The following is a 24,316-nucleotide window of genomic DNA, read 5'->3' on the forward strand; positions in this document are numbered from 1 at the left end:
TTTGGCGCTTGCCCAGCAAGGACAAGGGTAAAAACAGTCGGTTGCCCTGGCTGGGGAACTTATTTTAACATTGAGGGTGCGACCGTTTGGGGCGTGGAGCTAAGTGGCGATTATGACATCCTTTCAAATCTAAATTTAAGCTCAAACTACACTTATAACAAATCAAAGATAAAAACTGGCGACCCAACGATAAACACGCCAAATGGCCCTATGAAATTTAGCCAAACAGGGCTTAACAGACTTGATGGCAAAAGCCTAACAGCAACGCCAGAGCATGTATTTCACGCTACGCTTACATATAAGCCTGTAAAAAGCGTCAAGACATTTTTTGGCACAAACTACGAGAGTAAGCTAACGAGCGTAAATTTTGGTGCTGGCAACAAAGTAAGAGAGAACACAAAAGACCTTCTCACCTTCGATACAGGCGTCAGCTGGGACGCAAACAAGCACCTAACTCTTAGCCTAAATGCTTATAATATCTTTGATAAAGTAAGATACGATGAGTCGCTTGTGGGCGATACATACTACTTTTATCCGCAAGAGGGTAGGAGATTTTGGTTTAAGGTCGCTGCAAAATGGTAAGAGCGTTTAAATTTTTGCTTTTTACGCTTGGTGTGACGCAAACTTTGCACGCAGGACCTAGCCAAACGCCTGAGCCACTTAGCCAAAAAGCTGCTAGTAAATTTGAAATTTCAAGCTTTAAAATGAGCGCAAATGGTGAAATTTATAAAATTTTCACAGCCAAGCTAAAGGGGCAAAATGAGTTTAAAAATGTGCTTTTTTTACTTGATGCAAACGCTCAGTTTAACATGCTTTTAAATGAATTTGATGGCTCTTTTGCCCCACTAATAATAGGCATAGGATATGATACAGACAAAAGCTATGAGGTGGAAAAACGCACAAGAGATCTCACACCAAAAGCAAAGGGCGAGGAGTTTAGCAAAGGCGGTGGTGCAGATGCGTTTTACTATTTTTTGACAAGAAATTTAGTGCCACTTATCGATCAGAAATTTAATGTGCAAGACAGCCAAAAAAGCCTTTATGGACACTCTTTTGGCGGTCTTTTTACACTCTATGCGTTGCTTAAAAATGAGGGTATTTTTCAAAATTTCTTTATCGCTTCGCCATCTCTTTGGTGGGGCGAGTCTGAAATTTTAAAGCAAAACGTGAGTGAGGGTAAATTTAAAGAGAAATTAAAAGCCAAATTTGTCTTTCTTAGCGTTGGCGAGCTTGAAAAGAGAAAGGGCAAAACTGATAAAGCTGGCATTTTAAAGGCGAGTGATCTAGCTCAAATTTTAAAGCAAAGTGGCATAAATTCTCACTTTGAGCTTTTTAAAAATGAAACCCATGGCAGCGTCATACCTCTAAATTTAAAAGAGCTTTTAAAATATATAAAGGATTAAAAATTTAAGGCTATTTTTGTTAAAATCCGCCACATGAGAGTAGATAAATTTTTAAACGTAGTAAATATCACCAAAAGGCGTGCTGTCAGCGAAGATATGTGCAAAAGTGGCGTTGTGAGCATAAACGGCGTGCAGGCAAAAGCGGCCAAAGATGTCAAGATAGGCGACGTGATCACCATCAAATTTCTAGCTCACGAGGCGAGATATGAGGTGCTAGCGATCCCAACTACAAAAAGCATACCAAAAAGCGCTCAGAGCGAATATGTAAAAGAGCTTTGATGGTTTTTGAACTTTTAGAAAATGAGCTTGATGAGCTTGTGCGGGTGCTGCCAAAAAGTGGCGTGGTGCTACTAAGTGGCGATCTAGCAAGTGGCAAAACGACGCTTGTAAAGGCGATCATCAAAGCGCACGGCATAGATGAGAGCGTGACGTCGCCGACATTTTCTTTGATGCAAATTTATGGTAAAGATATCTACCACTACGACATTTATCAGATCGGATTTGACGGGATGGCCAAAAATGGTCTTTTTGAAAATTTATTTGAAGAGGGGCTTCATCTAGTAGAGTGGGGCGATGAAAATTTAGAAAAAGCTCTAAAGAAAAACGGCGAAAGCTATACATTAGTAAAAATTTCTCCTAGCAAAAATGGTAGAAAATACGAGGTTATAAGTGCATAAACTAGAAGTAAAAGATCTAAAAAAGACGATCAAAAAAACTGAGATCATAAAAGGCATATCTTTAGAGGTAAATAGTGGCGAGGTTGTGGGGCTTCTTGGGCCAAATGGCGCTGGAAAGACGACTACTTTTTATATGATTTGTGGACTCATCTCGCCAACTAGCGGAGATGTCTTTTTGGATGATCAAAAGATCACAAGTGTCCCTCTTCACAAAAGGGCGCACCTTGGCATTGGCTATTTACCGCAAGAATCAAGCATATTTAAAGAGCTAAGTGTAGAAGAAAATTTACTTCTTGGAGCTGAAATTTTAGATCAAAACACAGAAGAGATCTCTAAAAAAGTAAATGAGATGCTAAATATGCTAAACATTGAGCCTATTCGCCTAAGAAAGGGCGTTAGTCTAAGTGGTGGCGAGCGTAGACGCTGTGAGATCGCTAGAAGTCTCATCATAAAGCCAAAATTTTTGCTGCTTGATGAGCCATTTGCAGGCGTCGATCCTATCGCAGTTAGCGACATCCAAAGCATCGTTAGGGACCTTAAAAAGCTAGGCATCGGTGTTTTGATAACTGACCACAACGTCCGTGAGACACTAGCTATTTGCGACAGAGCCTACGTCATCAAAGATGGCTCACTTTTAGCAAGCGGCAGTGCGAGCGAAGTAGCAAACAACAAGCTTGTTAGAACGCACTATCTTGGCGAAGAATTTAAGCTACTTGAGTAGATGATGCTAAGGCAAAAGCAAACTTTAGCGCCAAAGATCAAACTAAACCAAACGCTAAGAAGCTGGCTTCCTATCCTTCAAAGCGGGCTTGATGAGCTAAAAGAGACGCTTGAGCCTTTTATAAAAGACAATCCATTTGCCACAATTGAGCATAAAAATTTAGAAAAAAGCGAAAAAAAACGAAATTTTTTCGAGCAAGTCAGTAAAAATTCAGTAAGTGAGAGCATCGAGGCTTTAAGCATTTATAAAGAAAGCCTCTATGAAAAGCTAATTAGTCAGATAAATCCACCACTTTTTCCCACGCAAAAGTCACAAGATATCGCATATAAGATCATCGAGTGCTTAGACGATGAGGGCTATTTTTCTTATGATGATGAAATTTTTGCGGGCTTTAATGAGGGCGAAGTAGAGCGGGTTAGAGCGAGATTTGCTTACCTTGAGCCTTGTGGCGTTGGTGCAAAAGATGTCAAAGAGAGCTTTTTGTTTCAGCTTGGCGAGGCAGAGGCAAGTGATGAGATCATAGAGTGTGCGAAAAAGATTATCTTAAATTTTGAAAACATAGAAAAACTTAGAAAGCTAAAATTTTACGACGACGCGCTAAAGATCATAAAAAAATTTAAAAATCCCCCGGCCATTGAGTATCTCGAAGATGAAAAAGAGGCGGTGCCTGATATCTTCGTGCTAAGCACAAGCAGTGGCATAAGTGTGCAGATAAATGATGAGTACTATCCAGAAATTTTGGTTGATACCGAGGGGCTAGACGAGAAAGAGGTCTTTGTAAGCTCGCGCATAAAAGAGGCGAGCGAGCTCATAGACGCCCTTGAGATGAGAAAGGCAACGCTTTATAAGATAGGGCTCATGATAGTTGAGTATCAGTATGACTACTTTTTGGGCGGCGACATAAAGCCCATGAAACTAAAAGACCTAGCAGACGAGCTTGGACGCAATCCGTCAACCATCTCAAGGGCAATCGCAAATAAGTATCTAAGCTGCTCAAGAGGCACGGTCGCACTTAAAAATTTCTTTTCAACTGGCTTTGACGAGGAGACTTCAAATGCTGCGATAAAGGAATTTTTGCTAGAGCTTATAAAAAACGAAGATCACAAAAAGCCACTTTCTGATCTAAAAATTCAAGAGCTAATCCAAGCTAAATTTAACATCCAAATCGTTCGCCGCACTATCACAAAATACCGCAAAATTCTAAACATCGGCAGCTCAAGCCAGCGAAAAAAAGTCTATCAGATAAACGGCTAACTATCACTCATTTACAGCAAAAAGTATGGCCTTGCGTATCTGCGTAAAAAGCTCGTTGCTAAGCTCTTCATACTCTTTACCACGTTTTTTATATTGTGCCATGCCTGCTGCATCGTCGTTCCAAGAGCCCATACCACCAAAAACATCAGCCAAGCTTGCCGCAGCAAAAAGAGCTAAATTTTTCTTTGGAATAAGCGGTGCATTAAATATCTTTTGATCATCATTGCTTGAAGATCTAAGTGATTTTAATGCCCTGCGAAAACACTCACCAAAATTCTCACACTCTATCTCATCTGCAAAGGCCGCTATCTTGATAAGTATGGCCACAAAAGCCTCTGTGTTGTCGCTAAAATTTTCTAAATTAACATCTTTTTCAAGACCAAATTCTTTATATATTATATCCCAGCCTCTTTGATCTTTGTTGTATTTCCAGTAGGGTACGAAGCAGCTTATATGCTCTTTAAAAATGCAGATGATCAATTTTGCGGTAGAGTTTGAAAAGCTAAGCAATAAACGTTCATCTGATGAGCCAGTTAAATTTGCAGTAAGTCTTACATCGCTTAATCCAAGTTTTAATGCGTGCTCAAACCACTCATTTACGCTATTTGCCCTATGGCCTGATAGAAAGTGAAAATTTATACTATTTTCGTAGCTAGTGCCATTATACAGGATAGGAGAATTTGACTTTATGGCCTGCTTTGCGGCAACAATAATGGCGCATATATTAAACATTTCACCATTCATTTTTGCTCTCTTTAATAGCTCTATGGTAAGCCGTGCTCTAGCCAACCATTACAAAATTTTCTTGATTTTTAAAGTATGGTTTTAGACTCTCATAAGCAGATTGAATATTTTTAAATTTCTTTGCGTATTCTTCTTGTATGAGAGGATTTTTGTTGGTGTGCCTGTCTGGGTGGTAGATATTTACGAGCGAAAGGTAGCTTTGTCTAATGGTTTCAAAGTCATCATCTTTTTTGCAACCCAAAATCCCAAAATTTTCCTCAAGTAAATTTGCAAGCACAGAAAATCTACTTACAAATTTAGATGAGCTTTTTATTTTTATGCCTTGTTTAAAGGCTTTGTAGTCTTTTTCATCATAGATAAAATTTACGCTAAATTTTGGGTAGCTTCTTTTGTAGAGCAGTTTGTTTAATGTGTTTATGTCGTTGTCATTTGAGATGGTGATGTTTAAAAAATCATCATTTTTGCTAAAAGTAACATTACTTTTTACCAGACTCTCGCTGATATAGCCAGCAAAATCTCTGCAAAGTGCATCTTTTAGTTCAAATTTGACTTCATTTTTTACAAAATTTACGTTTAGGCTAATGACTGGAGTTAGGGTATTTTTTTGAACAAAGCCAAGTTTTATGGTTTTATAGTTTGCAAAACGAATATCAAGCTTATCATCACTTTGCTTTTCATAAAGTTTTTTTATAAATTTTAAAAAGCACTTGCGTTGTGGGATCTCGCTCTCTTCGTAAAACGAAATAACCTTATTTTTATTAGATAAAATTTTTGTAAAATTTCTGCTTATCATATCTCTAAGCTCACGAAACAAAGTGTCATTATCAGTTAAAATGCTTAGAGATTCTAATGTTTGCGTAACTTTCATTGCCTACTCCACATAAAATATTACATGTTTTAGCAATAAGCATTCCAAATTTATATTTTTCTTATATCTTGACCTTTAATGTACTCTGCAAATTCGTTTTTTAGTTTATTTTCTTTATACGAGATCGCCTCTTCTTTTGTATGAGAAACGGCTTCTTTTTGAGTTTTTTTGATCTCACCTTGCTCTTTAGTAAGTTCTTTTTTTATCTCTTTTAAACTATCGAAAAAATCATTCATTTTTGCTCCTTTTATTTTTATTGGATTTTACTAAAACAGTTATAAAATTAAAATGAATACAATTTTTCTTTAAGGAAAGTTTGGCTAATATCTCGACTTAACTTTCTTGTGCGCTCGTAGCTCAGCTGGATAGAGCATTTGATTGCGGTTCAAAAGGTCAGAGATTCGAATTCTCTCGGGCGCACCATCTTTTTAATTCTTAATGATAAACTTCATAATTTTTATAGTAAAATAAGCAAAAAAATTAAAAGAGAAAAAATGGATTTTCAAAATATTCAAAAACAAATTTCGGTACTAAAAGAAAGTTTGACAGCATTAGAACAAAATAGTGAGCACGAGATCGGGTTAGCAGTTGGGGTTGTAGAGTTTAATAAAAACGCTGATGAACTTAAAAAAAAGCTTATAAATTTAAAAGGTGAAAGCGATTTCTTTAAAAGTGTCTTCAACACAGAGGACTATTATGAAAACATTAGTACTTATTTAGAGCAGATAAAGAGAAGCTTAAACTATAAAATTGAGAAAAATGGCGTGAGCTTTAAGGCAAATGAAAATTTACAAGAAAGCTATGTCGCCATTTTAAATATAATAGAAATTTTGGTAGCAGAGTATCAAATACAAAACAAAAATAAAGCGAAAAATCTCTTTTCTAGGACAACAGACACTACTCAAATAAAATCACTACTTGCGGAGCTAAATACTCTACAAGAGCGTATACATAATGTTTTACATATTCATTCTAGGATAGTTTCAAATGTTATTTTGCAAAATTTTAAGATAATTTATACGTTCTTTTATAATTGTATTAAGGCTGCAAAGCAACGCAAAGATGAGCTTTTGCTAGTGGAGATCGCGGGCATAACTGACAAGATAATAATTATGATAAAACCAGTCTTTAGTGCAAAAATTTTAAATACAAATGAGCTTATTTATCACTACTTAATCTTTGAGCTAAAAGAACTAAAAGCTTGTACGATAGGCGAGGAGCTAGTTTAAAATTTTATCAATTATCTCTTTTGCTCCATTTGGCAAAAGGATCTCTTTTAGAGCTTTGCTGCTTTTGTTTAGATCAAAATTTTCTATCATTCTTATAACTTCGTCTTTGTCTAAAATTTCTCCATTTTGCAAACAAATTTCAGCAATGCCCTTATCTTTTAAAAATTTAGCGTTATAAAACTGATGATTACCAGCAGCATAAGGAAATGGCGCAAAGATAGATGGCAAAGCATTTGCACAAAGCTCCCAAAGCGAGCTAGCTCCTGCTCTTGATATGGCAAGGTCAGCCTTGCTCATCTTATTTTCTATCTCTTTACTAAATTCAAAAATTTCTAAATTCGTTTCATTAAAGCCAAGTTCATCATATCTTTTTTTAAGTTCATCAAAGCCGTTTTTACCACATTGATGAATTATATTTATGCCTTTTTCTTTAAGATATGGAGCTAAATTTATAGCTAGCTCGTTTATCGCTTTTGCACCTTGTGAGCCTCCTAAAAACAAAATAGTCTTTAGCTCATCTCTCACTCTTGCACTATCAAAAAATTTCTTTGCTACGGGATAAGGGTAGGGCGAAGCTTCATCATAAGAGCTAAAAAAGCCTTTCGCGTAGGGCTTTAAAATTTTATTTAATTTGCCCATTACAGCATTTTGTTCGTGGATAAAAAGCGGTACTTTTGAGATAATGGCTGCAATGGCTGCTGGCGCTGCCGAGTAGCCACCAACGCTAATGACTGCCTTAACGTCATTTTGCTTAAAAATTTTTCTACATTTTAAAGCAAGATTTACGATATTTGTTAGTGATTTTAGTTTAGCAAAGCCTCTCTTATTTACCACACCACTACTTGGTAAAAAAAATTTTTGTAAAAAAATCTCGTCATTTTCAAACCAAAATTTATCTTGCCCACTAGTTGAACCAATAAATATAGGCTTAATATCTCGTCTATTTAGCTCTTCGCAAAAGCTTCTTGCGATCGCTAAATGCCCACCAGTGCCTCCACCGCAAATAACAATCATAATTTTGCCCTTTTACTAACCATCAAGACCATGCCGATACCGATACAAATCGCAAGCACAGAGCTACCGCCGTAACTAAGAAATGGCACAGCAATACCCTTAATAGGCGTGATCGATGTGATACCGTAGCTATTCATTAAAAATGAAAACGATAAGATAAGTCCTACACCAAGCGTAAATAGATGATATACCTTATTTTCGCTTCTAGCTGAAATTCTAAAAATTCTATAAAGTAGCGTTATAAATATAGCTACGATACACAAAATACCAAATACACCTACCTCTTCAGCGATACCAGCTAATACAAAGTCAGTATGAACCTCGCTTAAAAAACCAAGCTTAAATATACCAGCGCCAAGCCCTTCTCCGAAAAATTCGCCATGTTTTATAGCGTTTAATGAGTGAGAAATTTGATATGGCTCTGGTGCATCAGCCACTCTTAATACGTCTGCAACACTATCAGGCAAGAAAGAAAGCACCATATTTTGTATCGTACCCCACCATGATTTTATACGTAAAATTCTATGCTCAGAGCTGATTATCGCTACTGTCATAACAAAAGCGGCTCCTAAAATACCGATACTAAAAAGTCTCGCACTTGCTCCTGCAAAAAGTGCCATCGTCACAAATGTAAGTGCCAGCACGACCACTTGACCAAGGTCATTTTGCATAACAGCGATAAGAAAGATAGCAACACCAAAAAGAATGATATAAGGCATAAGTATCTTAATCTCATCTAGTAAGGTCCTTTTGCCTTCACTAAATTTTCTAGTAAAACTCCAAGCCAAGAAGTAGACAAAACCGATTTTAAAAAACTCGACTGGAGCTAGCGAAAAGCCAGGTAGCCTGATCCAACGCCTAGCACCACCAGCGTCAGTTACCATAGAAGCTGGCAATGCATGCATTAGCCCCATGGCGATACCGCAAGATATAAGAAGGCCAAATCCTATCCAAACAAGCGTCTTTTCAGGATTGAGCCTAGAGAGCCACCACATGAGAAAAATTCCTATGCAGCCGACGATAAATTGGCGGATAAAAAAGTGAAATTCGTCGTAATTAAAAAATAAAACCGTAAAAACTGGCAAAGATAGTGAAAAAATAATGCTTATAGCGATCAAAGTCGAACAAAGATAGAAAATGATCTTATCAACTGCCAAAATTTAACTCCAAGTTTAAAAAGTGCCAAAGTATAATAAAAAACGGCTTACAAAGATATTATTTGCTATAATTGCAGGCTTTAAGGATGGGCATGAAGATAGGCATATTTGACTCGGGGCTTGGCGGACTGAGTGTCTTAAATGAAGCTTTAAGCAAGCTTAGCGAGCATGAATTTTTATATTACGCAGACGTTAAAAATGTCCCATACGGACAAAAGAGCAGGGATGAGATCTTAAAATTTAGCTTTGATGCGGTGAAATTTCTCATAGAAAATGGCGCAAACGCCGTTGTAGTGGCTTGCAACACGGCAACAAGCGTAGCGATAAAAGAGCTTAGAGCAAATTTAAATGTACCTATAATCGGCATGGAGCCAGCCGTAAAAAAGGCTCATGACTTAAGCCATGATGATGCCTTAAAAACGCTTGTCATAGCCACTCCGGTCACCGTAAATGGTGCAAAACTAAAAGAGCTGATCGCAAATTTACACGCAAAAGATAAAACTGAGCTACTTGCTCTACCGCGCCTTGTAAATTTTGCTGAAAATGGGGAATTTGATACCAAAAACGTAAAATCATATCTAAAAGAAGAGTTAGCTAAATTTGATCTAAGCAAATTTGGCTTTTTGGTGCTTGGCTGCACGCACTTTAACTATTTTAAAGATAGCCTAAGAGAAATTTTGCCATCAAATATAAGCATAATTGATGGCAACGAAGGGACAATAAACCGCCTCATAAGTGAGCTTGGACTAAAAATTTCTACTTTAAATAAAGCCCCAAAAGTTAGATTTTTCTATTCTGGCAATGAAGTATTCAGTAAATTTGAGCTAGATAAAATTTTAAGAAATTTAGCTAGATTAGAGAAGATGAGGGCGATCTGCTAGGTTAAATCTAACTAAATACCACAAATAAAAATTTTATAAAATACACTAAATTTTACATACTTTTATATGTATTTAGGCTTTTCTTTGCTTTATTATATAGACTACACTTATTACTATAACCACCGCTAAAAGAGCGATCGTGATTATTAAAAGTGTCTGTTTATCAGGGTTTGAGCCTATAAAATAGCCAACTCCAAGCAAAACAGCACACCAAATCCCAGCTCCAAGTGAGGTAAATAGGCAAAATCTAAAAATGTTCATCTTAGCAAGTCCGGCTGGTAGGCTGATGTATTGACGAATGCCAGGAATCAGACGTGAGTTAAATGTAGAAATTTCGCCGTGTTTATTGAAAAATGCCTCAAATTTATCCATTTTTTCATGAGTAATTCCCACAAATTTGCCGTATTTTAAAAAGATCTCACGTCCAAAAAAATAGCAAAGATAGTAATTAAAAACAGCTCCAAGCAGGCTTCCAAGCGTACCTGCAAGAAAGGCCAAAATTAAACTCATTTCACCTTTATGTGCCAAATAACCAGCTGGTATCATCGCGACCTCGCTTGGAAATGGAAAAAACGAGCTTTCTAAAAACATCATCACAAATATGCCAGCATAACCCCAACTACTTACGCTCGCAACTATAAAATCAATAACATCATGCAGCATTTAAATTCCTGAAAAATTTTAAAGTGAGCCATTTTAGCAAAGCATAGCTTAAGCTTTTTGACAAAAATAAAGAGAGTTTATAGCTTATTAAAACAAGATGAAAGTAGAAACAAAATAGGGCGAAAGCTCGCCCCGTTTTTAAAATGCAGGTATAACTTCGCCTTTATAGCGAGTGATGATGAAATTTTTGGTATCAGGGCTAAGCACCGCATCAACTAAAGCTTTGATTTTAGGGTTATTTTCGTTGCCAGCCTTTGTAACGATGATGTTAGCGTAAGGACTGTTGGCATCCTCAAGCAAAAGTGCGTCTTTTGCCACGCTCATGCCAAGATCAAGGACGAAATTTGTACTAATGGCAGCGATATCGACATCATCAAGCGTTCTTGGTATCTGAGCACCCTCAAGCTCTACAAATTGTAAATTTTTAGAATTTTTAGTTATGTCATTTATAGTTGCAACTTTTACGTTTTTATCGATCTCTATAAGACCAGCTTTCTCTAAAATTCTAAGTGCTCTATTACCATTTGATGGATCATAAGCGATCGCAACTTTTGCACCATCTTTTAATTCTTTTATGTTTTTTATCTTTTTAGAGTAAAAGCCAAGTGGCTCAACATGAACATTTGCAACGCTTACAAGATGCAAGCCTCTAGCCTTGTTTTGCTCCTCAAGATATGGTAAATGCTGAAAGAAATTTGCGTCCAAACTGCCATCTTCTGTTGCGACATTTGGGATAGAGTAGTCTGAAATTTCAGAGATAACAAGGTCATAGCCTTTATCTTTTAGCTTTGGCTTTACAAATTCTAAAATTTCAGCGTGTGGTACTGGCGAAACGCCGACTATGATAGTGTGGTCCTTGTCGGCTGCGTGAAGGCTTAGAGCAACTAAAGATGCGGTTAAAAGTTTGATGAATTTCATTGTTTTTCCTTTTTTGATTTGATTTGAAGCGACGCTAAAAAGGTAAAAGCTTTTACGTCGCTTTTTTATAAATTTGACTAAAACGCTGGGATGATAGCGCCGTTATATTTTGTTTCGATAAATTTCTTAACCTCTGGTGAGTGTATCGCTTTATCAAGTGCTTTAGTTTTAGGGCTATTCTCGTTGCCAGCTTTTACAACTACGTAGTTTACGTATGGGCTATCTTTGCTCTCGATCACAAGCGCGTCTTTTGTTGGATTGAGGTTTGCATTTAGAGCGTAGTTTGTGTTGATAACTGCGATAGTAACGTCATCAAGCGTTCTTGGCACTTGAGCGGTCTCTATCTCTTCAAATTTAAGTTTTTTAGGGTTATCAACTATATCAAGCGGAGTTTTTAGTGGGTTGTTGTTTAGCTTGATAAGACCAGCACTAGCTATGATGTCAAGTGCGCGGCTCTCGTTTGTTGGGTCATTTGGGATAGAAACGATCGCGCCATCTTTTAGCTCTTTGATATCTTTGATCTTTTTAGAGTAAACTCCCATTGGCTCGAGGTGTACGCCAACTGTTTTTACAAGGTGAGTGCCTTTGTTTTTGTTAAATTCTTCAAGATATGGGATGTGTTGAAAGAAGTTTGCGTCAAGGTCGCCGTCCTCTGTCGCAAGGTTTGGCGTGGTGTAGTCGTTAAATTCTTTGATCTCAAGCGTATAGCCATCTTTTGCCAAAATAGGCTTTACAACCTCTAAAATTTCAGCGTGTGGGATAGGTGTAGCACCAACGATTATTGTTTTTGATTTATCAGCTGCATTTGCACTTACACTAAGACCAAGAGCAACTAAAGAAGTAAGAAGTAGTTTTTTCATTTATTATCCTTTTAAAATTTGCTAAGCACTAAAAAAGGATAAATTTAAGCTAGAGGGTTAAATTTCTTTTTAAGCGCTTAAGCTAGTTCTAAGCACTTAAAAAGAAATTTTGTGCTTAGAGATTAGTCTTTCGACAACGCGTTTTTTAGTAGGCGGCACATGTGGCACATATCTGATTTCATCTTTTATCCTTTCAGCTAAAAATTAATTCGGGCAATTTTAAGGAAAAAAGCTTAAAATCAGATAAAAACAAAGGTCTATTTTTTAGAAATTTTATATAAATAGTTACCTAAAACTTGAAAAATTTGAACCATAATGATAAGAATAACCACGGTGTAGAGCATGATATCTGGGCGAAATCTTTGATAACCGTAGTTTATAGCGACAGATCCTAGTCCGCCACCGCCAACCGCGCCAGCCATTGCTGAAAAGCCGATATTTACGATAAGCGTTAGTGTAAAAGCCGAGATGATGCCAGGAAGCGCTTCTACAAACATCACTCTAAAGATGATCTGAAATTTCGAACTACCAAAACTTTGAGCGGCTTCAATTATACCTTTATCAACCTCTTTTAGCGCATTTTCAATGAGCCTTGCTACAAACGGAGCCGCTCCGATAGTTAGCGGAACGATCGCAGCTGTGGTGCCAATACTTGTACCTACGATCATTTTTGTGACCGGAAAGAGCACAATAATGAGGATAATAAATGGAAAGCTTCTAAGCACGTTTATAACGATATCAAGGACAAAGTAAAGCTGTTTGTTTGGCTTTAGGCCGTCTTTATCTGAAAGTATGAGCAAAACCGCTGGTATGAGGCCAATGGCAAAGGCGAGTAGGGTGGAGACGATGCTCATATATAGCGTCTCGCCGATAGCTGGCAGCAGTATCCTAGAAAATACATCTGGAAATTTAGAAAAATCAATACCAAACATCAAGCAACCTCCCACAAAACGCCACTTTGCTTGATGTAGTTAAGCACGTTTTCTTTATCTTTTTCATCTATGTTTATGACAAGCGAGCCAAGGACGTTGTCGTTTAGCTTCTCAAGCTTGCCCCAGACTATATTAAAGTCGATATTTAGGCTTCTAGCCATATGTGTGATCACGCTATTTTGAGCCACTTCTTTTGGAAAAAATAGCCTGATATTTGTGCCAGTGCTTGGCAAAATTTCAACCTCGCCCAAAAACTCTTTCATCTTCTCATCTGGCTTTAAAAATAGCTCCTCAATGCTTCCAGAGCCTATTATCTTGCCACCTTCTAGCAAGATCGCTCGTTTTGCGATCGATTTTACAACCTCCATCTCGTGCGTGACGATGACGACGCTGATATCTAGCTCTTTGTTTATCTTTTCAAGCAGCTCTAAAATTTGATTTGTCGTGTTTGGGTCAAGGGCTGAAGTCGCCTCGTCGCTTAGTAAAATTTTAGGATTTAAAGCAAGTGCTCTAGCGATAGCGACACGCTGTTTTTGCCCGCCACTTAGCTCGCTTGGATAGCTTTTTGCCTTGCTTTCAAGACCGACTAAATTTAAAAGTTCTCTCACTCTTTTTTCAGTTTCATCGCTTTTATAACCCCAAAATTTAAGCGGAGTAGCGACGTTTTCAAAGACGTTTTTTCTAGCCATCAAGGCAAAATGCTGAAATATCATCCCAACATCTCGCCTTAAATGTCTCTGCTGCATCTCATCTAAATTTTTTATCTCTTTATCAAAGATTTTTAGGCTGCCACCTTGATAGCTCTCAAGCCCGTTTATGCACCTTAAAAGCGTTGATTTACCAGCGCCGCTGTGTCCCACGATAGCAAAAATTTCACCCTTTTTAACCTCTAAATTTATATCAAAAAGGATCTGCGTATCACCATAAAATTTGCTTAATTTCTCTATTTTTATCACTATTTTTCTCCAAGAGCTTCTAATTCTTCACATACTTTTTTAAATTTAGCCTCAGCACTATCTAAAGCCTCTTTGTTTGTCTCTATAACTTCTTTTGGTGCATTTGCCACGAAATTTTGGTTATTTAACATGCCTGAAAGTTTGGCTATCTCTTTTTCAAGCTTTGTCTTTTGAGACCTTAGTCTTGTGATGATACCGCTCATATCAAGCCCTTCAAGCGGGACAAATGCCTCTAAATTTTCGCTCACATCTCTTATTGAATTGTCGATTTTCTCATCTATAAAGCCGATCTCTTCGCATTTTGCAAGCAGTTTAATATACTCTTTAACCTCGTCAAGATCTATTTTTTCGTTAAATTTAACAAAGGCTTTTGCGATCTTTGAGTTGCCAAGATCGATGGTCGCTTTTGCACGGCGAATAGCCACGATCGCTTCGATAACTAGCTCAAATTTCTTCTCAACCTCTAAATTTCGCTCTTTTACCTCTGGATAGCTCATCACCATTATTGATTTTGCGTTTTCAAGCTGTGTGCCACTAAGTTCTTGGAATAGATACTCTGAAAGAAACGGCATGAAAGGATTTAGCAGCTTCATCGCCTCTTTAAATATACTTCCAAGCTCTTTTACGCTCGCTTTATCAGCCTTGCTAAGCTCGATGCCCCAGTCGCAAAACTCATCCCAAAGGAATTTATAAAGTGTGTTTGCTGCGTCATTGAAGCGATAGGCGTCGATGTTTTCGCGCACCTCTCTCACGCACTCGTTAAAGCGGCTATTCATATAAATGCCAAGCTTTGTTTGAGGCTTGATATTCTCTAAATTTGCAAATTTGCTCTCATTTAGCATAAGATATTTGCTTGCGTTATAAAGCTTATTGGTGAAATTTCTTACCTGCTTCATCTTAGCGTCGCTTAGCTTGATATCGCGTCCTTGAACGGCCAAAAGCGTTAGCGTAAAGCGCAATATATCAGCGCTATACTCATTTATGCTATCAAGCGGATCGATGACGTTACCAAGGCTTTTACTCATCTTTCTACCAAACTCATCTTTTACAAGCGCGTGCAGATAAATGTCGTCAAATGGCAGCTTGCCAAGGGCATTTTCACCCTGAAACATCATCCTAGCAACCCAGAAAAATAATATATCAAAGCCAGTTATAAGAAGGTTGTTTGGATAAAATTCAGCCAAATCGCCCTCAAACCATTTTTCATTTTTTAGCTCATTTTCATTACCCCAGCCAAGCGTACTAAATGGCCAAAGACCAGAACTAAACCACGTATCTAGCACGTCTGGGTCTTGGTGGAAATTTTTACTTTTACACTTTTTACACTCACACGGCTCGCCTTCGTCAGCCCACATATAACCGCAGTCATCGCAGTAAAATACTGGAATTTGATGTCCCCACCAAAGCTGACGTGAGATACACCAGTCTCTTAACTCTCTCATCCACGCATTAAAGCTGTTTATCCAGTGCGGCGGATAAAATTTAGCAAGACCTTCTGAGACTTTTTGTATCGCCTCGTCTGCAATCTCTTTTTTGACAAACCACTGCTTTGAGATATATGGCTCGACGACGTTTTTGCAACGGTAGCAGTATCCTACTTGGTTTTCATAGTCTTCTATCTTTTCGACATTGCCAAGTTTTTCAAGCTCGGCCATGACGATATCTCTAGCCTCAAGCCTCTCAAGTCCTGCAAATTTATCGCACTTGTCGTTTAAAATGCCTTTCTCATCAAAGACGGTGATAAACTCAAGGTTGTGCTTTTTGCCTACCTCGTAGTCGTTTTGATCGTGTGCAGGTGTGACCTTAACAAGGCCTGTTCCAAACTCCATATCAACGTGCTCGTCTGCGATGATCTCGATCTCTCTATTTATGATAGGTAGTATCACCTTTTTACCGATTAAATTTTTATAGCGCTCGTCGTTTGGATTTACCATTACTGCGGTGTCGCCAAAGTAGGTCTCTGGACGAGTTGTCGCCACTACAACAAAATCGCTTGGCTTGTCTGCAAAATAATATCTCAAATGATAAAGCTTGCCTTTATTCTCTTTGTGCTCGACCTCGATGTCAGAGAGTGCGCCGTCATGTGTACACCAGTTTATCATGTAGTTTTTCTGAACGATCAGTCCTTTGTCGTATAAATTTACAAAGGCTTTTTTTACGGCTTTTCTTAGGCCCTCATCCATAGTAAATCTCTGGCGCGACCAAGCTGGAGTGATGCCAAGTTTGCGCATCTGATGGACGATCATGCCGCCGCTTTTCTCCTTCCACTCCCACACTTTTTCTACAAATTTCTCACGTCCGAGCTCTTCTTTTTTGATGCCTTGAGCTAAAAGCTGCTTTTCAACGACATTTTGAGTGGCGATGCCAGCGTGGTCAAGTCCTGGCTGCCAAAGCGTCTTGTAGCCGTCCATCCTCTTGTAGCGAGTCATGATATCTTGAAGCGTGAAGGTTAGGGCGTGTCCGATGTGAAGCGAGCCAGTCACATTTGGAGGTGGCATCATAATGCAAAATTTACGTCCATCTTTTTGGATATCTTTGTTCGCGTCTATTTCGAAGTATCCGCGTTCTTCCCAAATTTTATAAAATTTATCTTCTATCTCTTTTGCATTGTAAAATTCTGCCACTTTTGTGTCCTCTTTCGTTTAAAAAATACTTAATGTTATCTAAAATTTGTTTAAAAAAATCTTTGCAAAAGTGGGGAAATATGGGCTTGGGGCGGTTAAACGCCCCGGAATTTATATGGCTTATTTGACAGTAAAGCTTCGCTGAGCTAGGTCGTAGTCATTTTGTCTTTCGTTATACATATTTTCAGTTGTGACTGCGCCAAGTGAGCATTTGCCGCCAAGTCTTACACGATAAGGTGTGTAAAGCACAGCCTCTCTCTTGTCACTATCTAGTGTATAAAAACTTAAAACGCGATCATCTTTTATGCTCTGATATTCAAGCTCAATGCTATCTTTAAGACTCTTATTAAAGCCACTTAGATTTTCATTTATTGGCTCAAAGCAGCTGCTTACGATCTCGTTTATTACACCATTTTTAACCATAGCTTTAGAATTTATCACTATTTTTGAATAGATAACATCATTTACTCTTAGGCTGTCAAGACCTAGCTCTTTGCCTTTTTCATCCACAAATGTTCGGTAGATGTCAAGCTCTTTTGGCTCTATTTTATGTTTAATCTCAAGTGGCACATAAGCATAGCTTAAAATAGTGGCATATAGCTTGTTTTCACCAAGTGGAGTGATGGTAAAATTTCCATCCTTTGCTGTAAACGATACGCTTAAAAGGCCGTTAAATTCTTTGCTTTCGCCATTGTAGCTAAGCTTAAATTTATTATTTTTCTCGCCAACATCTTTGCCAAAGTAGGCATTTAGTGCTCTAAGAGTAAAAGCGCGCTCTTGCGTTGAGCTAAGCTCATTTAAATTTGTTATCAAGAAATTTGCAAGATCATCTGAGTAGTCGTTTTTCTCAAAATATTTTGCATGCAGATACAAGATAAATGCATTGTCTCTCATCTTTGAGCCAAAGCTAGAATAATCCCTGCTGTAATCAGCCGCCTGAGCTTTTTTGATATCTTTTAGCGCCACCTTTGCTTCGTCATTTAAGCCGTTTAGCTTTAGAGCCGCTGCCATTAGATATTTATTAAGTGCAGTCGTATTGTAAGCTTTGTGGTCATAAATTTTATTTAGCACTGATTTATCAGCAACATTTGCGCGGGAGCTTACATAGATAGCATATAGGGCTTCAATGTCTGTATTTGTATATTTTAAGAGCGAATTTAATGCTCTTTGCTTTACATTTTTATTTAGCTCATATCCAGCCTCTTCAAGATCAAGCAGCACGTCAGTTGCATAGATCGAAGCAAATGCATTTGTACTACCTAGATCGCTCCAGTAGCCAAAGCTACCATCTGGTTTTTGCATCTTAATTAGCTCACTCATACCGCTTGCAATAAATCTCTTTTGATCATTTTTTTCAAGCTCATCTTTTGGCTTTAAATTTAAAAGCGCAAGCAGCCTTGAGCTCCTTTGTTCCGCACATCCATAAGGGTACTCGACTAAATTTTTAGAAGCTGCTAATAGCACGCTTGAGACCGAGCTTGACGCATCTATACTAACATTGTGAAAGCCTTTTGGAAGAGAGATCATGCTCTCTTTATCAAAGACGCTACTTTTTGCATAGGTGCTAATCGTATAAGGATTAACTACATCAAGTAAATTTTGAGCAGTTTTTGAGCTACTTTTATCACTTATTGTTATATTGTATTCGCCAGCTCCAGCTTCAAGAGCTGAAATTTTAAATGTAAAGGCTTTATTTTCAAGCGGCTTTAAATTTACATTTTCTTTTGTTTTAATGCTTAAATTTTTACTGCTAGCCACTTTTATGGTTAAATTTTTATCCTCATTTGTTGTGTTTATGAGTCTTAAGTTGGCATTTAGATCATCGCCTTTTAGCAGATAAACTAACGCGCTTGGCTTAATAATCACATCATCTTTTACTAAAATTTCTTTATTTACCGCATTCATGCTATTTTCATTATTTGCCACGACATCTACTCTAACGGCAGAGTTAAAGCCATTTGGTGTTTTAAACTCGTATGAAATTTCACCATTATCGTCAGCTTGAAGGCTTACTAAATTTGCATATGTTTTTACCTTTTTACTATCGACCGGGCTAGCATGTTTTGCCATTTTTGCCTCCATGGCAAGTGCTGCCATATCGCCACCAAAGCTTAAAGTTTTGCCCTCAACCTTATAGTTTGTGAGCATATTATAAATGTCATAGTCAAAGACGCCATCTGGTAAAATTTTGTCAAAAAATTTAAGCGGATCGGCTGGCTTTTGTGACGTTATATCAAGCACGCCAACATCTGTGATAAATAAATTCACATAAGCTTTTGGCTTTGTTTTTAGAGAAATTTTTATATTTTCATCGCTTTTTGCTGTATTTGGTGCATCAAGACTTAGATCAAGTATCCTTGATGACTTATCAGCTTTAGCATAGACCTTGCCGTAAGTCCTAAACGGAGTTAATCCACCATCTGTCATGCGGTAGATATTTGCACTCACGTAAAGTCCGCTAAAATCAAAATCAAGTTTAAATTTCACATTTGCTGAGTTATTCTTTATCTTAACAACCTTGTAAGCTTTCACGCCACCATCTTCAAGCGTAACAAGTGCGATACCTTCTTTTATAGCTGAGCTTATATCAGCACTTAGCTCATCGCCTTTTTTGTAGATATTTTTATTTAGTTTGATTTGAGATTTACTAAGCTCTTTTGTAGGTGCTAGAGTCGAGTAGTTGTAGCCACTTACGTCCATATCAAGGCTTGTGCTTGCTCCGCTTACTAGATTTGTGGCGATGATCACATATGAGCCACTTTGTGTAAATTTATAGCTAAACTCGCCATTGTCTTTATAAAAATTATCCACATCTTCTAGCGTTTGAAACCACTTTATATAGCCATTTGCATCTCTTTGGTATTGCCAAGTGACACGTTTTATATCAAATTTTAAATTTGATTTTACGGCCTTTTGACTTGACATATCTACCACAACTGTTCTTATTTTTACATCTTCGTTTGGCTCAGCAAATGTCGTGCTTGCTGCGATACCGACCATATCTTTATAAGGATAGAGCGTAAAGCTTTTTGTATTGCTTACGTTTTTGCCATCATCATTTACATTGAAATTTATCACGCCTCTTATGATAGAAGAGGCATTTTTAGTGCTAAAGCTAAGATCTATCATTTGACTTGATTTACCATCTTTTGAAAGAGTGAGATCATTCTCAAAAGATGGATAAGCACTTGGTTTTAGCGTATTGTTTTTAAATTTATACTCTTTAAACTCGCTATTTTTATATTCATCATCAAAAAAGCTCACCTGCATGCTGCCATCAAGCTCGCTAGCAGCGCCACCAAAGAGATAGTTACTAGCTAGATTTGCTCTAATAAGCTCATTTGCGAAGAATTTATCTCTCTCAAGCGTTATCTCATTTTTTATCCTATTTGGCATAAAACTCTCAACAAAAAATGGCACATTTGAGATCACTTTGCTTGCGTAAATTACTTGCATATTAAATCTGCCACTAAGATCGCTTAGTATCTCTTTTTCAAAATTTACCATGCCAACGTCATTTGTATTTTTTGAAATTTCAGCGCTACTTTTGCCTTGCGGATCGAAAAATTTTATCTTTACAGGCATATTTTTTAAAGGATTAAAATCTCTATCTCTTAGATAGATTGCACCCTTTAAACTCTCATTTGGTCTTATGATATTTGAAGCAAAATGAACGTACGCATCGATACTCTCACTAGCATTTTGGCTCATAAATTTCGCTTCATTTAGCGCTTCGTCTTCTTTTAAAATAAGAAAATTTTGCTCTTTTCCAAGAGAGACAACTACTGAGGAGATATCTTTGTAAATATCTTTTTTGTTAAATTTAAAAACGCCTATATCATTTGTCGCACCAACTGCGATCTCTTCGTTCTTCTTGCCATAAATTTTTACATTTGCGTTTGGAAGCATTGTATTTTCGCCAAGACGATTTGCAAATACGAAAATTTCATCCTTGCCAAGCTTTGCATTTACGGCGATATCGCTTAGATAGACTACTTTTGAGACGCTCTTATCCTTGCCGTAGTTTAAATTTATCTTATAAACGCCGTCTCCAGCTCCGGCAAAGTCAAGTTTGATTTTATTTAGCGAAATTTCATTTAATGCGCCATCAAGTTTATAGCTTTTGCTTGCCACTTTTGTGCTGAAGTTGCTTAACTCTTCGTTATTGTCATTAAAATTTAAGAAATATCTAAAATTTTGATCGCTTAGCTTTTCAATGCTTACATTTAACTCAGGCAAATTTGCACTTCTGATACCGATCTCACCGACACTTGAGATATATGGCTCATTATTTATAAAATTTGCAAATGGAGTGAAATTGCCAGCTACTACTTCATAGCTACTTTCTTCTCTTACTACATTTCTATCATCGCCAAAACCGGGCTTAATGGTGATTTCATAACTATTTTGTGGCTTAAAATCGTCACTTGTAATATCAATGTAGTAATAATACTCGCTAAGCTCTGAGTTTTCTTCATAGTTGTCACTATATTTAACGTCACTAATGCTAAAGTTTTTTACACCTTTAATGTTTATAAATTTTTTTAAGTTAATATCGTCATCAAGCCAATTTTTTAGATAAATTCTAAAGCCCAAGATACCATTATCAAGGCTCACTGGATAAATTTCTGGTATCTCAAGACTCTTTGCATTATCATTTATATTTACGCTTTCTTCGCTTATTTCATCGGCAAAATTTACTATCGTTTCACCTGAAAGCGTTGCACCAAATTTGCTCTCAAATTTTTCACCAAAATCAAAAACTGGATTGCTTAAATTTTTATCAAGATTAAGCTCAAAGCTATTGTTAGAAAGCTCAATCACTTTAAATTTTGCATCTTTTACGGCAATATTTTTGATAGCTTCAATATTTACTTCATCATTAAATTTAAGTATATATTTACTATCGCTTATTTTTTCTGTCTTTGTTAGCTCAAATTCTTTCGTGGCAAAACTAGCAGTGCTTCCATTTTCAAGCTTGCAGCTGTAATCCAAACCAGCATGCATATCTTTTGTAAAAAGTAGCAAGCTTTGACTATTAAATCTAACCGTACCATTTAATGCTGGTTGGCACAAAAGTAGCTTTTTATCACTTAGCATACCAACAAAATTTTTATCGACTTTATCTTCTAGTCCAAACTCTACGCTTAGGGGCGATTTTATCTGCGCAGTGCCATTTAGGCTCAAAGCATATAAATTTGTCATTCCCAAAAGTGCTAGAAGCGCTACTTTTTGCCACATTTTATCTCCTTATTTTTATTGTTATTTCACTTTGATTTGAGTTTTGATCAAGGCATTTTATGCTGTGCTCGCCAAGAGTTAGATCAAACTTTTTTTCGCTTGCATTTTCTATCTTAGAAAAGTTCAAATCATCTATTTTTAGGTAAATTTCATCGCCTAAAAACGCGTAGCATTTTACCATAACTTGTGTAATATTTTCATCTGTCACTATCTCTTCATTGTCATACGGATAGGCAAAAACTGGCTTTTTATCTTTAAAAATTTCAGCACAAGGGCTTTTTTGTATCTCATCTTTATCCAAAAGCTCATTTTTAACCAAAAAATCAAGCTCTTCGCCCCTTAAACTTTCGCACTTATCCTTTAAATCTACACCATTTATCCTATCATCAAGCGCCATTTTTTTACACTTTTCATAGTTAAAGGCATCAAGGCAAGTTGGCAGCTTTTCTATGCCATCTGGCTCACTCATAAATCTTAACTTCTCTTTTTGAGCGATTATCTTAAACATATCAAAAAGGCTCTTTGATACGTCATTTAGTCCTGTTAGTTTATCAGTTTTACTGGCATTAAAATTTCCAATCCAAATAGCAATTGTGTAATTTTCATCAACGCCTATGGCGTAAAGATCACGTGAGTTTGCGCTTGTACCAGTTTTAAAGGCTATTTTGGGCGTATTTTTGGCGTACTGCCAAGCATTTTTTAGATATGATCTTGAGGCTTCGCTTAGCATTTTAGCAGTTAAATAGGCACTTTGAGGCGAGATTAGAGTTACATTTTTCTCTTCATTTTTGTAGTTTTTTCCTGCAAACTCAAGTGGCCTATAAACGCCGTCATTAGCATAAATAGTATAAAGATGAGCAAGATCAAGCAGGCTCATTTCAGCACTTCCAAGCGTTATAGAAGCTCCATAATACTCCTTATTTTCATCTACTAAATTTACCTTTTCAAGTAGTTCGTAAAGGGAATTGTCTTTTAGTTTTAAGTTTAAATTTATAACCGGAATATTTAGGCTGAAATTTAGAGCATCTTTCGCGCTTACGATACCTAAAAAATCATTACTAAAATTCTTTGGGGCATACTCTTTTATATAAATTTGCGTGTCTATTAACTGCGAATTTGGCGTTATAAGCCCACTATCAAGCGCAAGTGAGTAGATAAAAGGCTTTAGCGTGCTGCCGGTGTTTCGCTTCATATTTATGGCTGAGTTTTTGCCATCACGTGCGCGCTCATCGTGTGAGCCTATGAAGGCAACAACACTCATTTTTTTATTATCAATGACTACCGCAGCAGCGTTATTTGCATTTTTAGCCTTTAGCGAAAACATCGTATCTTTTAAAATTTTAAGCATATCTTTTTGTAAATTTAGATCCAAGCTAGCCTTTGAAATTTGGTTTTTAAAAGCGACATTTGCGTAGTCGCCTGCGTTTACAACGGCTCTTATCCTTACATTTTTAAATGGCTCGGCCTGTGCTCTTTTAAACGCACTAAGATCGATCAACTTTGCCTTGTAAAGCATCTTTATGACTCTGTTTTTTAGGGCATTTATGTTTGAAACATGATCTAGTCTATTTTTATTTGGATTTTTAGGAATCGTGCTTAAAAGTGCTGCCTGAGCGTAGCTAAGCTCATTTAGCTCTTTTCCAAAATAAAAGAAACTTGCCGCCTTTGCACCCTCGATATTGCCACCATATGGGGCTAAATTTAGATAAAAATTTAAAATTTCATCCTTGCTAAAGTGAAGTTCAAGCTGAAGTGCTCTAAAAATTTCTCTTATTTTATTTTTATAACTTCGATCACTTGGCTCCAGCATCCTAGCTACTTGCATCGTAATAGTGCTCGCACCTATACGGTTGTCGCTTCTTAGGTTGTGGAAAAATGCTCTAAAAATAGAGGCAAAATTTACGCCAAAATGGTAGTAAAAGTATCTATCCTCAAAAAGAACGACGCATTGTTTTAGCGAGCTTGGGAAGCTTTGCTCGTGAAATCTCCAAATTCCGTCACTACTAAGCTTCATATTTATGATCTCACCATTTTTATCAAGCAAAATTTTGGCTTCGTCTTTTTTAAGTGCGTCTAAATTTAGTGGATAAATTTGATCAAGTATCAAAAAAATAGCAACCAAAAGAGCCAAAAATAGGGCAAGGAATTTTAGAAATTTAAGCTTTTTCATTTGC

21 protein-coding genes and 1 tRNA gene are annotated in these 24,316 nt (G+C 37.1%); 9 read left to right on the forward strand and 13 right to left on the reverse strand.

Annotation, left to right across the window (positions count from 1 at the left end; translation table 11 throughout):
• The 6 genes from B9N62_RS04030 to B9N62_RS04055 all read left to right on the forward strand — a co-directional run.
• Positions 1–582, forward strand: a 582-nt coding sequence (locus tag B9N62_RS04030; protein ID WP_141083201.1) for a TonB-dependent receptor domain-containing protein, incomplete at its 5' end; no start/stop codon positions are given.
• A complete protein-coding gene (locus B9N62_RS04035) occupies positions 576–1,403 on the forward strand; it encodes an alpha/beta hydrolase (protein WP_087584488.1) in 828 nt (275 codons plus the stop codon). The genes B9N62_RS04030 and B9N62_RS04035, both read left to right, overlap by 7 nt.
• Positions 1,404–1,436: 33 nt before the next feature.
• Complete coding sequence (locus tag B9N62_RS04040; RefSeq protein ID WP_087584489.1) at positions 1,437–1,682, forward strand: RNA-binding S4 domain-containing protein; 246 nt, start codon at positions 1,437–1,439, stop codon at positions 1,680–1,682.
• A complete protein-coding gene (gene tsaE / locus B9N62_RS04045) occupies positions 1,682–2,080 on the forward strand; it encodes a tRNA (adenosine(37)-N6)-threonylcarbamoyltransferase complex ATPase subunit type 1 TsaE (protein ID WP_021086198.1) in 399 nt (132 codons plus the stop codon). The genes B9N62_RS04040 and tsaE overlap by 1 nt, the downstream gene beginning before the upstream one ends.
• The gene (gene lptB, locus B9N62_RS04050; protein ID WP_087584490.1) at positions 2,073–2,801 is read left to right on the forward strand and encodes an LPS export ABC transporter ATP-binding protein; all 729 of its coding nucleotides are present in this window, start codon (positions 2,073–2,075) and stop codon (positions 2,799–2,801) included. Before tsaE ends, lptB begins: the two co-directional genes overlap by 8 nt.
• A gap of 3 nt (positions 2,802–2,804) precedes the next feature.
• Entirely contained in the window at positions 2,805–4,055 is a 1,251-nt protein-coding gene (locus B9N62_RS04055; protein ID WP_257640176.1) for an RNA polymerase factor sigma-54, read from the forward strand.
• Between the two features lie 3 nt (positions 4,056–4,058).
• Here B9N62_RS04055 and B9N62_RS04060 read toward each other — a convergent pair whose 3' ends face one another.
• The 3 genes from B9N62_RS04060 to B9N62_RS04070 are packed head-to-tail and all read right to left on the reverse strand — an operon-like array spanning position 4,059 to position 5,903.
• A complete protein-coding gene (locus B9N62_RS04060; RefSeq protein ID WP_087584492.1) occupies positions 4,059–4,799 on the reverse strand; it encodes a hypothetical protein in 741 nt (246 codons plus the stop codon).
• Between the two features lie 37 nt (positions 4,800–4,836).
• On the reverse strand, positions 4,837–5,667 hold the full coding sequence (locus tag B9N62_RS04065; protein ID WP_087584493.1) for an adenylosuccinate lyase: 831 nt from the start codon (positions 5,665–5,667) through the stop codon (positions 4,837–4,839).
• A 50-nt stretch (positions 5,668–5,717) separates the two neighbouring features.
• Positions 5,718–5,903 carry a hypothetical protein gene (locus B9N62_RS04070; RefSeq protein ID WP_054196631.1) on the reverse strand — a complete coding sequence of 62 codons (186 nt, stop codon included), beginning with the start codon at positions 5,901–5,903 and terminating at the stop codon, positions 5,718–5,720.
• A 110-nt stretch (positions 5,904–6,013) separates the two neighbouring features.
• On the opposite strand from B9N62_RS04070, the gene B9N62_RS04075 reads away from it, so the two are divergent.
• A tRNA-Arg gene (locus B9N62_RS04075) sits at positions 6,014–6,090 on the forward strand.
• Between the two features lie 71 nt (positions 6,091–6,161).
• A complete protein-coding gene (locus B9N62_RS04080; protein WP_087584494.1) occupies positions 6,162–6,896 on the forward strand; it encodes an imidazole glycerol phosphate synthase in 735 nt (244 codons plus the stop codon).
• Here the strand turns inward: B9N62_RS04080 and murG are convergent.
• Together murG and B9N62_RS04090 are read right to left on the reverse strand one after the other, a co-directional pair.
• On the reverse strand, positions 6,888–7,910 hold the full coding sequence (gene murG / locus B9N62_RS04085; RefSeq protein ID WP_087584495.1) for an undecaprenyldiphospho-muramoylpentapeptide beta-N-acetylglucosaminyltransferase: 1,023 nt from the start codon (positions 7,908–7,910) through the stop codon (positions 6,888–6,890). The genes B9N62_RS04080 and murG overlap by 9 nt on opposite strands.
• A complete protein-coding gene (locus tag B9N62_RS04090) occupies positions 7,907–9,067 on the reverse strand; it encodes an FtsW/RodA/SpoVE family cell cycle protein (protein ID WP_087580079.1) in 1,161 nt (386 codons plus the stop codon). The genes murG and B9N62_RS04090 overlap by 4 nt, the downstream gene beginning before the upstream one ends.
• A 92-nt stretch (positions 9,068–9,159) precedes the next feature.
• Between B9N62_RS04090 and murI the strand changes: the two genes are divergently transcribed.
• The gene (gene murI, locus B9N62_RS04095) at positions 9,160–9,948 is read left to right on the forward strand and encodes a glutamate racemase (RefSeq protein WP_087584496.1); all 789 of its coding nucleotides are present in this window, start codon (positions 9,160–9,162) and stop codon (positions 9,946–9,948) included.
• A 72-nt stretch (positions 9,949–10,020) separates the two neighbouring features.
• On the opposite strand, the gene B9N62_RS04100 is transcribed toward murI, so the two are convergent.
• From B9N62_RS04100 to pbpC, 8 genes are all read right to left on the reverse strand, one after another.
• On the reverse strand, positions 10,021–10,611 hold the full coding sequence (locus tag B9N62_RS04100; protein ID WP_087584497.1) for a DedA family protein: 591 nt from the start codon (positions 10,609–10,611) through the stop codon (positions 10,021–10,023).
• A gap of 138 nt (positions 10,612–10,749) precedes the next feature.
• Positions 10,750–11,529, reverse strand: a complete 780-nt coding sequence (locus tag B9N62_RS04105; RefSeq protein WP_087584498.1) for a MetQ/NlpA family ABC transporter substrate-binding protein — start codon at positions 11,527–11,529, stop codon at positions 10,750–10,752.
• Positions 11,530–11,606: 77 nt separating this feature from the next.
• The gene (locus B9N62_RS04110) at positions 11,607–12,389 is read right to left on the reverse strand and encodes a MetQ/NlpA family ABC transporter substrate-binding protein (protein ID WP_087584499.1); all 783 of its coding nucleotides are present in this window, start codon (positions 12,387–12,389) and stop codon (positions 11,607–11,609) included.
• A 257-nt stretch (positions 12,390–12,646) separates the two neighbouring features.
• Positions 12,647–13,321 carry a methionine ABC transporter permease gene (locus B9N62_RS04115; RefSeq protein WP_021086223.1) on the reverse strand — a complete coding sequence of 225 codons (675 nt, stop codon included), beginning with the start codon at positions 13,319–13,321 and terminating at the stop codon, positions 12,647–12,649.
• Entirely contained in the window at positions 13,321–14,277 is a 957-nt protein-coding gene (locus tag B9N62_RS04120) for a methionine ABC transporter ATP-binding protein (protein WP_087584500.1), read from the reverse strand. The genes B9N62_RS04115 and B9N62_RS04120 overlap by 1 nt, the downstream gene beginning before the upstream one ends.
• A complete protein-coding gene (locus B9N62_RS04125) occupies positions 14,277–16,901 on the reverse strand; it encodes a valine--tRNA ligase (RefSeq protein WP_087584501.1) in 2,625 nt (874 codons plus the stop codon). Before B9N62_RS04125 ends, B9N62_RS04120 begins: the two co-directional genes overlap by 1 nt.
• A gap of 120 nt (positions 16,902–17,021) precedes the next feature.
• Positions 17,022–22,142, reverse strand: coding sequence for an alpha-2-macroglobulin family protein (locus B9N62_RS04130; protein ID WP_087584502.1), 5,121 nt, complete (start codon positions 22,140–22,142; stop codon positions 17,022–17,024).
• 1 nt (position 22,143) lies between these two features.
• Entirely contained in the window at positions 22,144–24,312 is a 2,169-nt protein-coding gene (gene pbpC / locus B9N62_RS04135) for a penicillin-binding protein 1C (protein ID WP_087584503.1), read from the reverse strand.
• Positions 24,313–24,316 lie beyond the last annotated feature (4 nt).

This window comes from Campylobacter concisus (assembly GCF_002165785.1).
In the GTDB taxonomy this organism is placed as follows: Bacteria; Campylobacterota; Campylobacteria; order Campylobacterales; family Campylobacteraceae; genus Campylobacter_A; species Campylobacter_A concisus_W.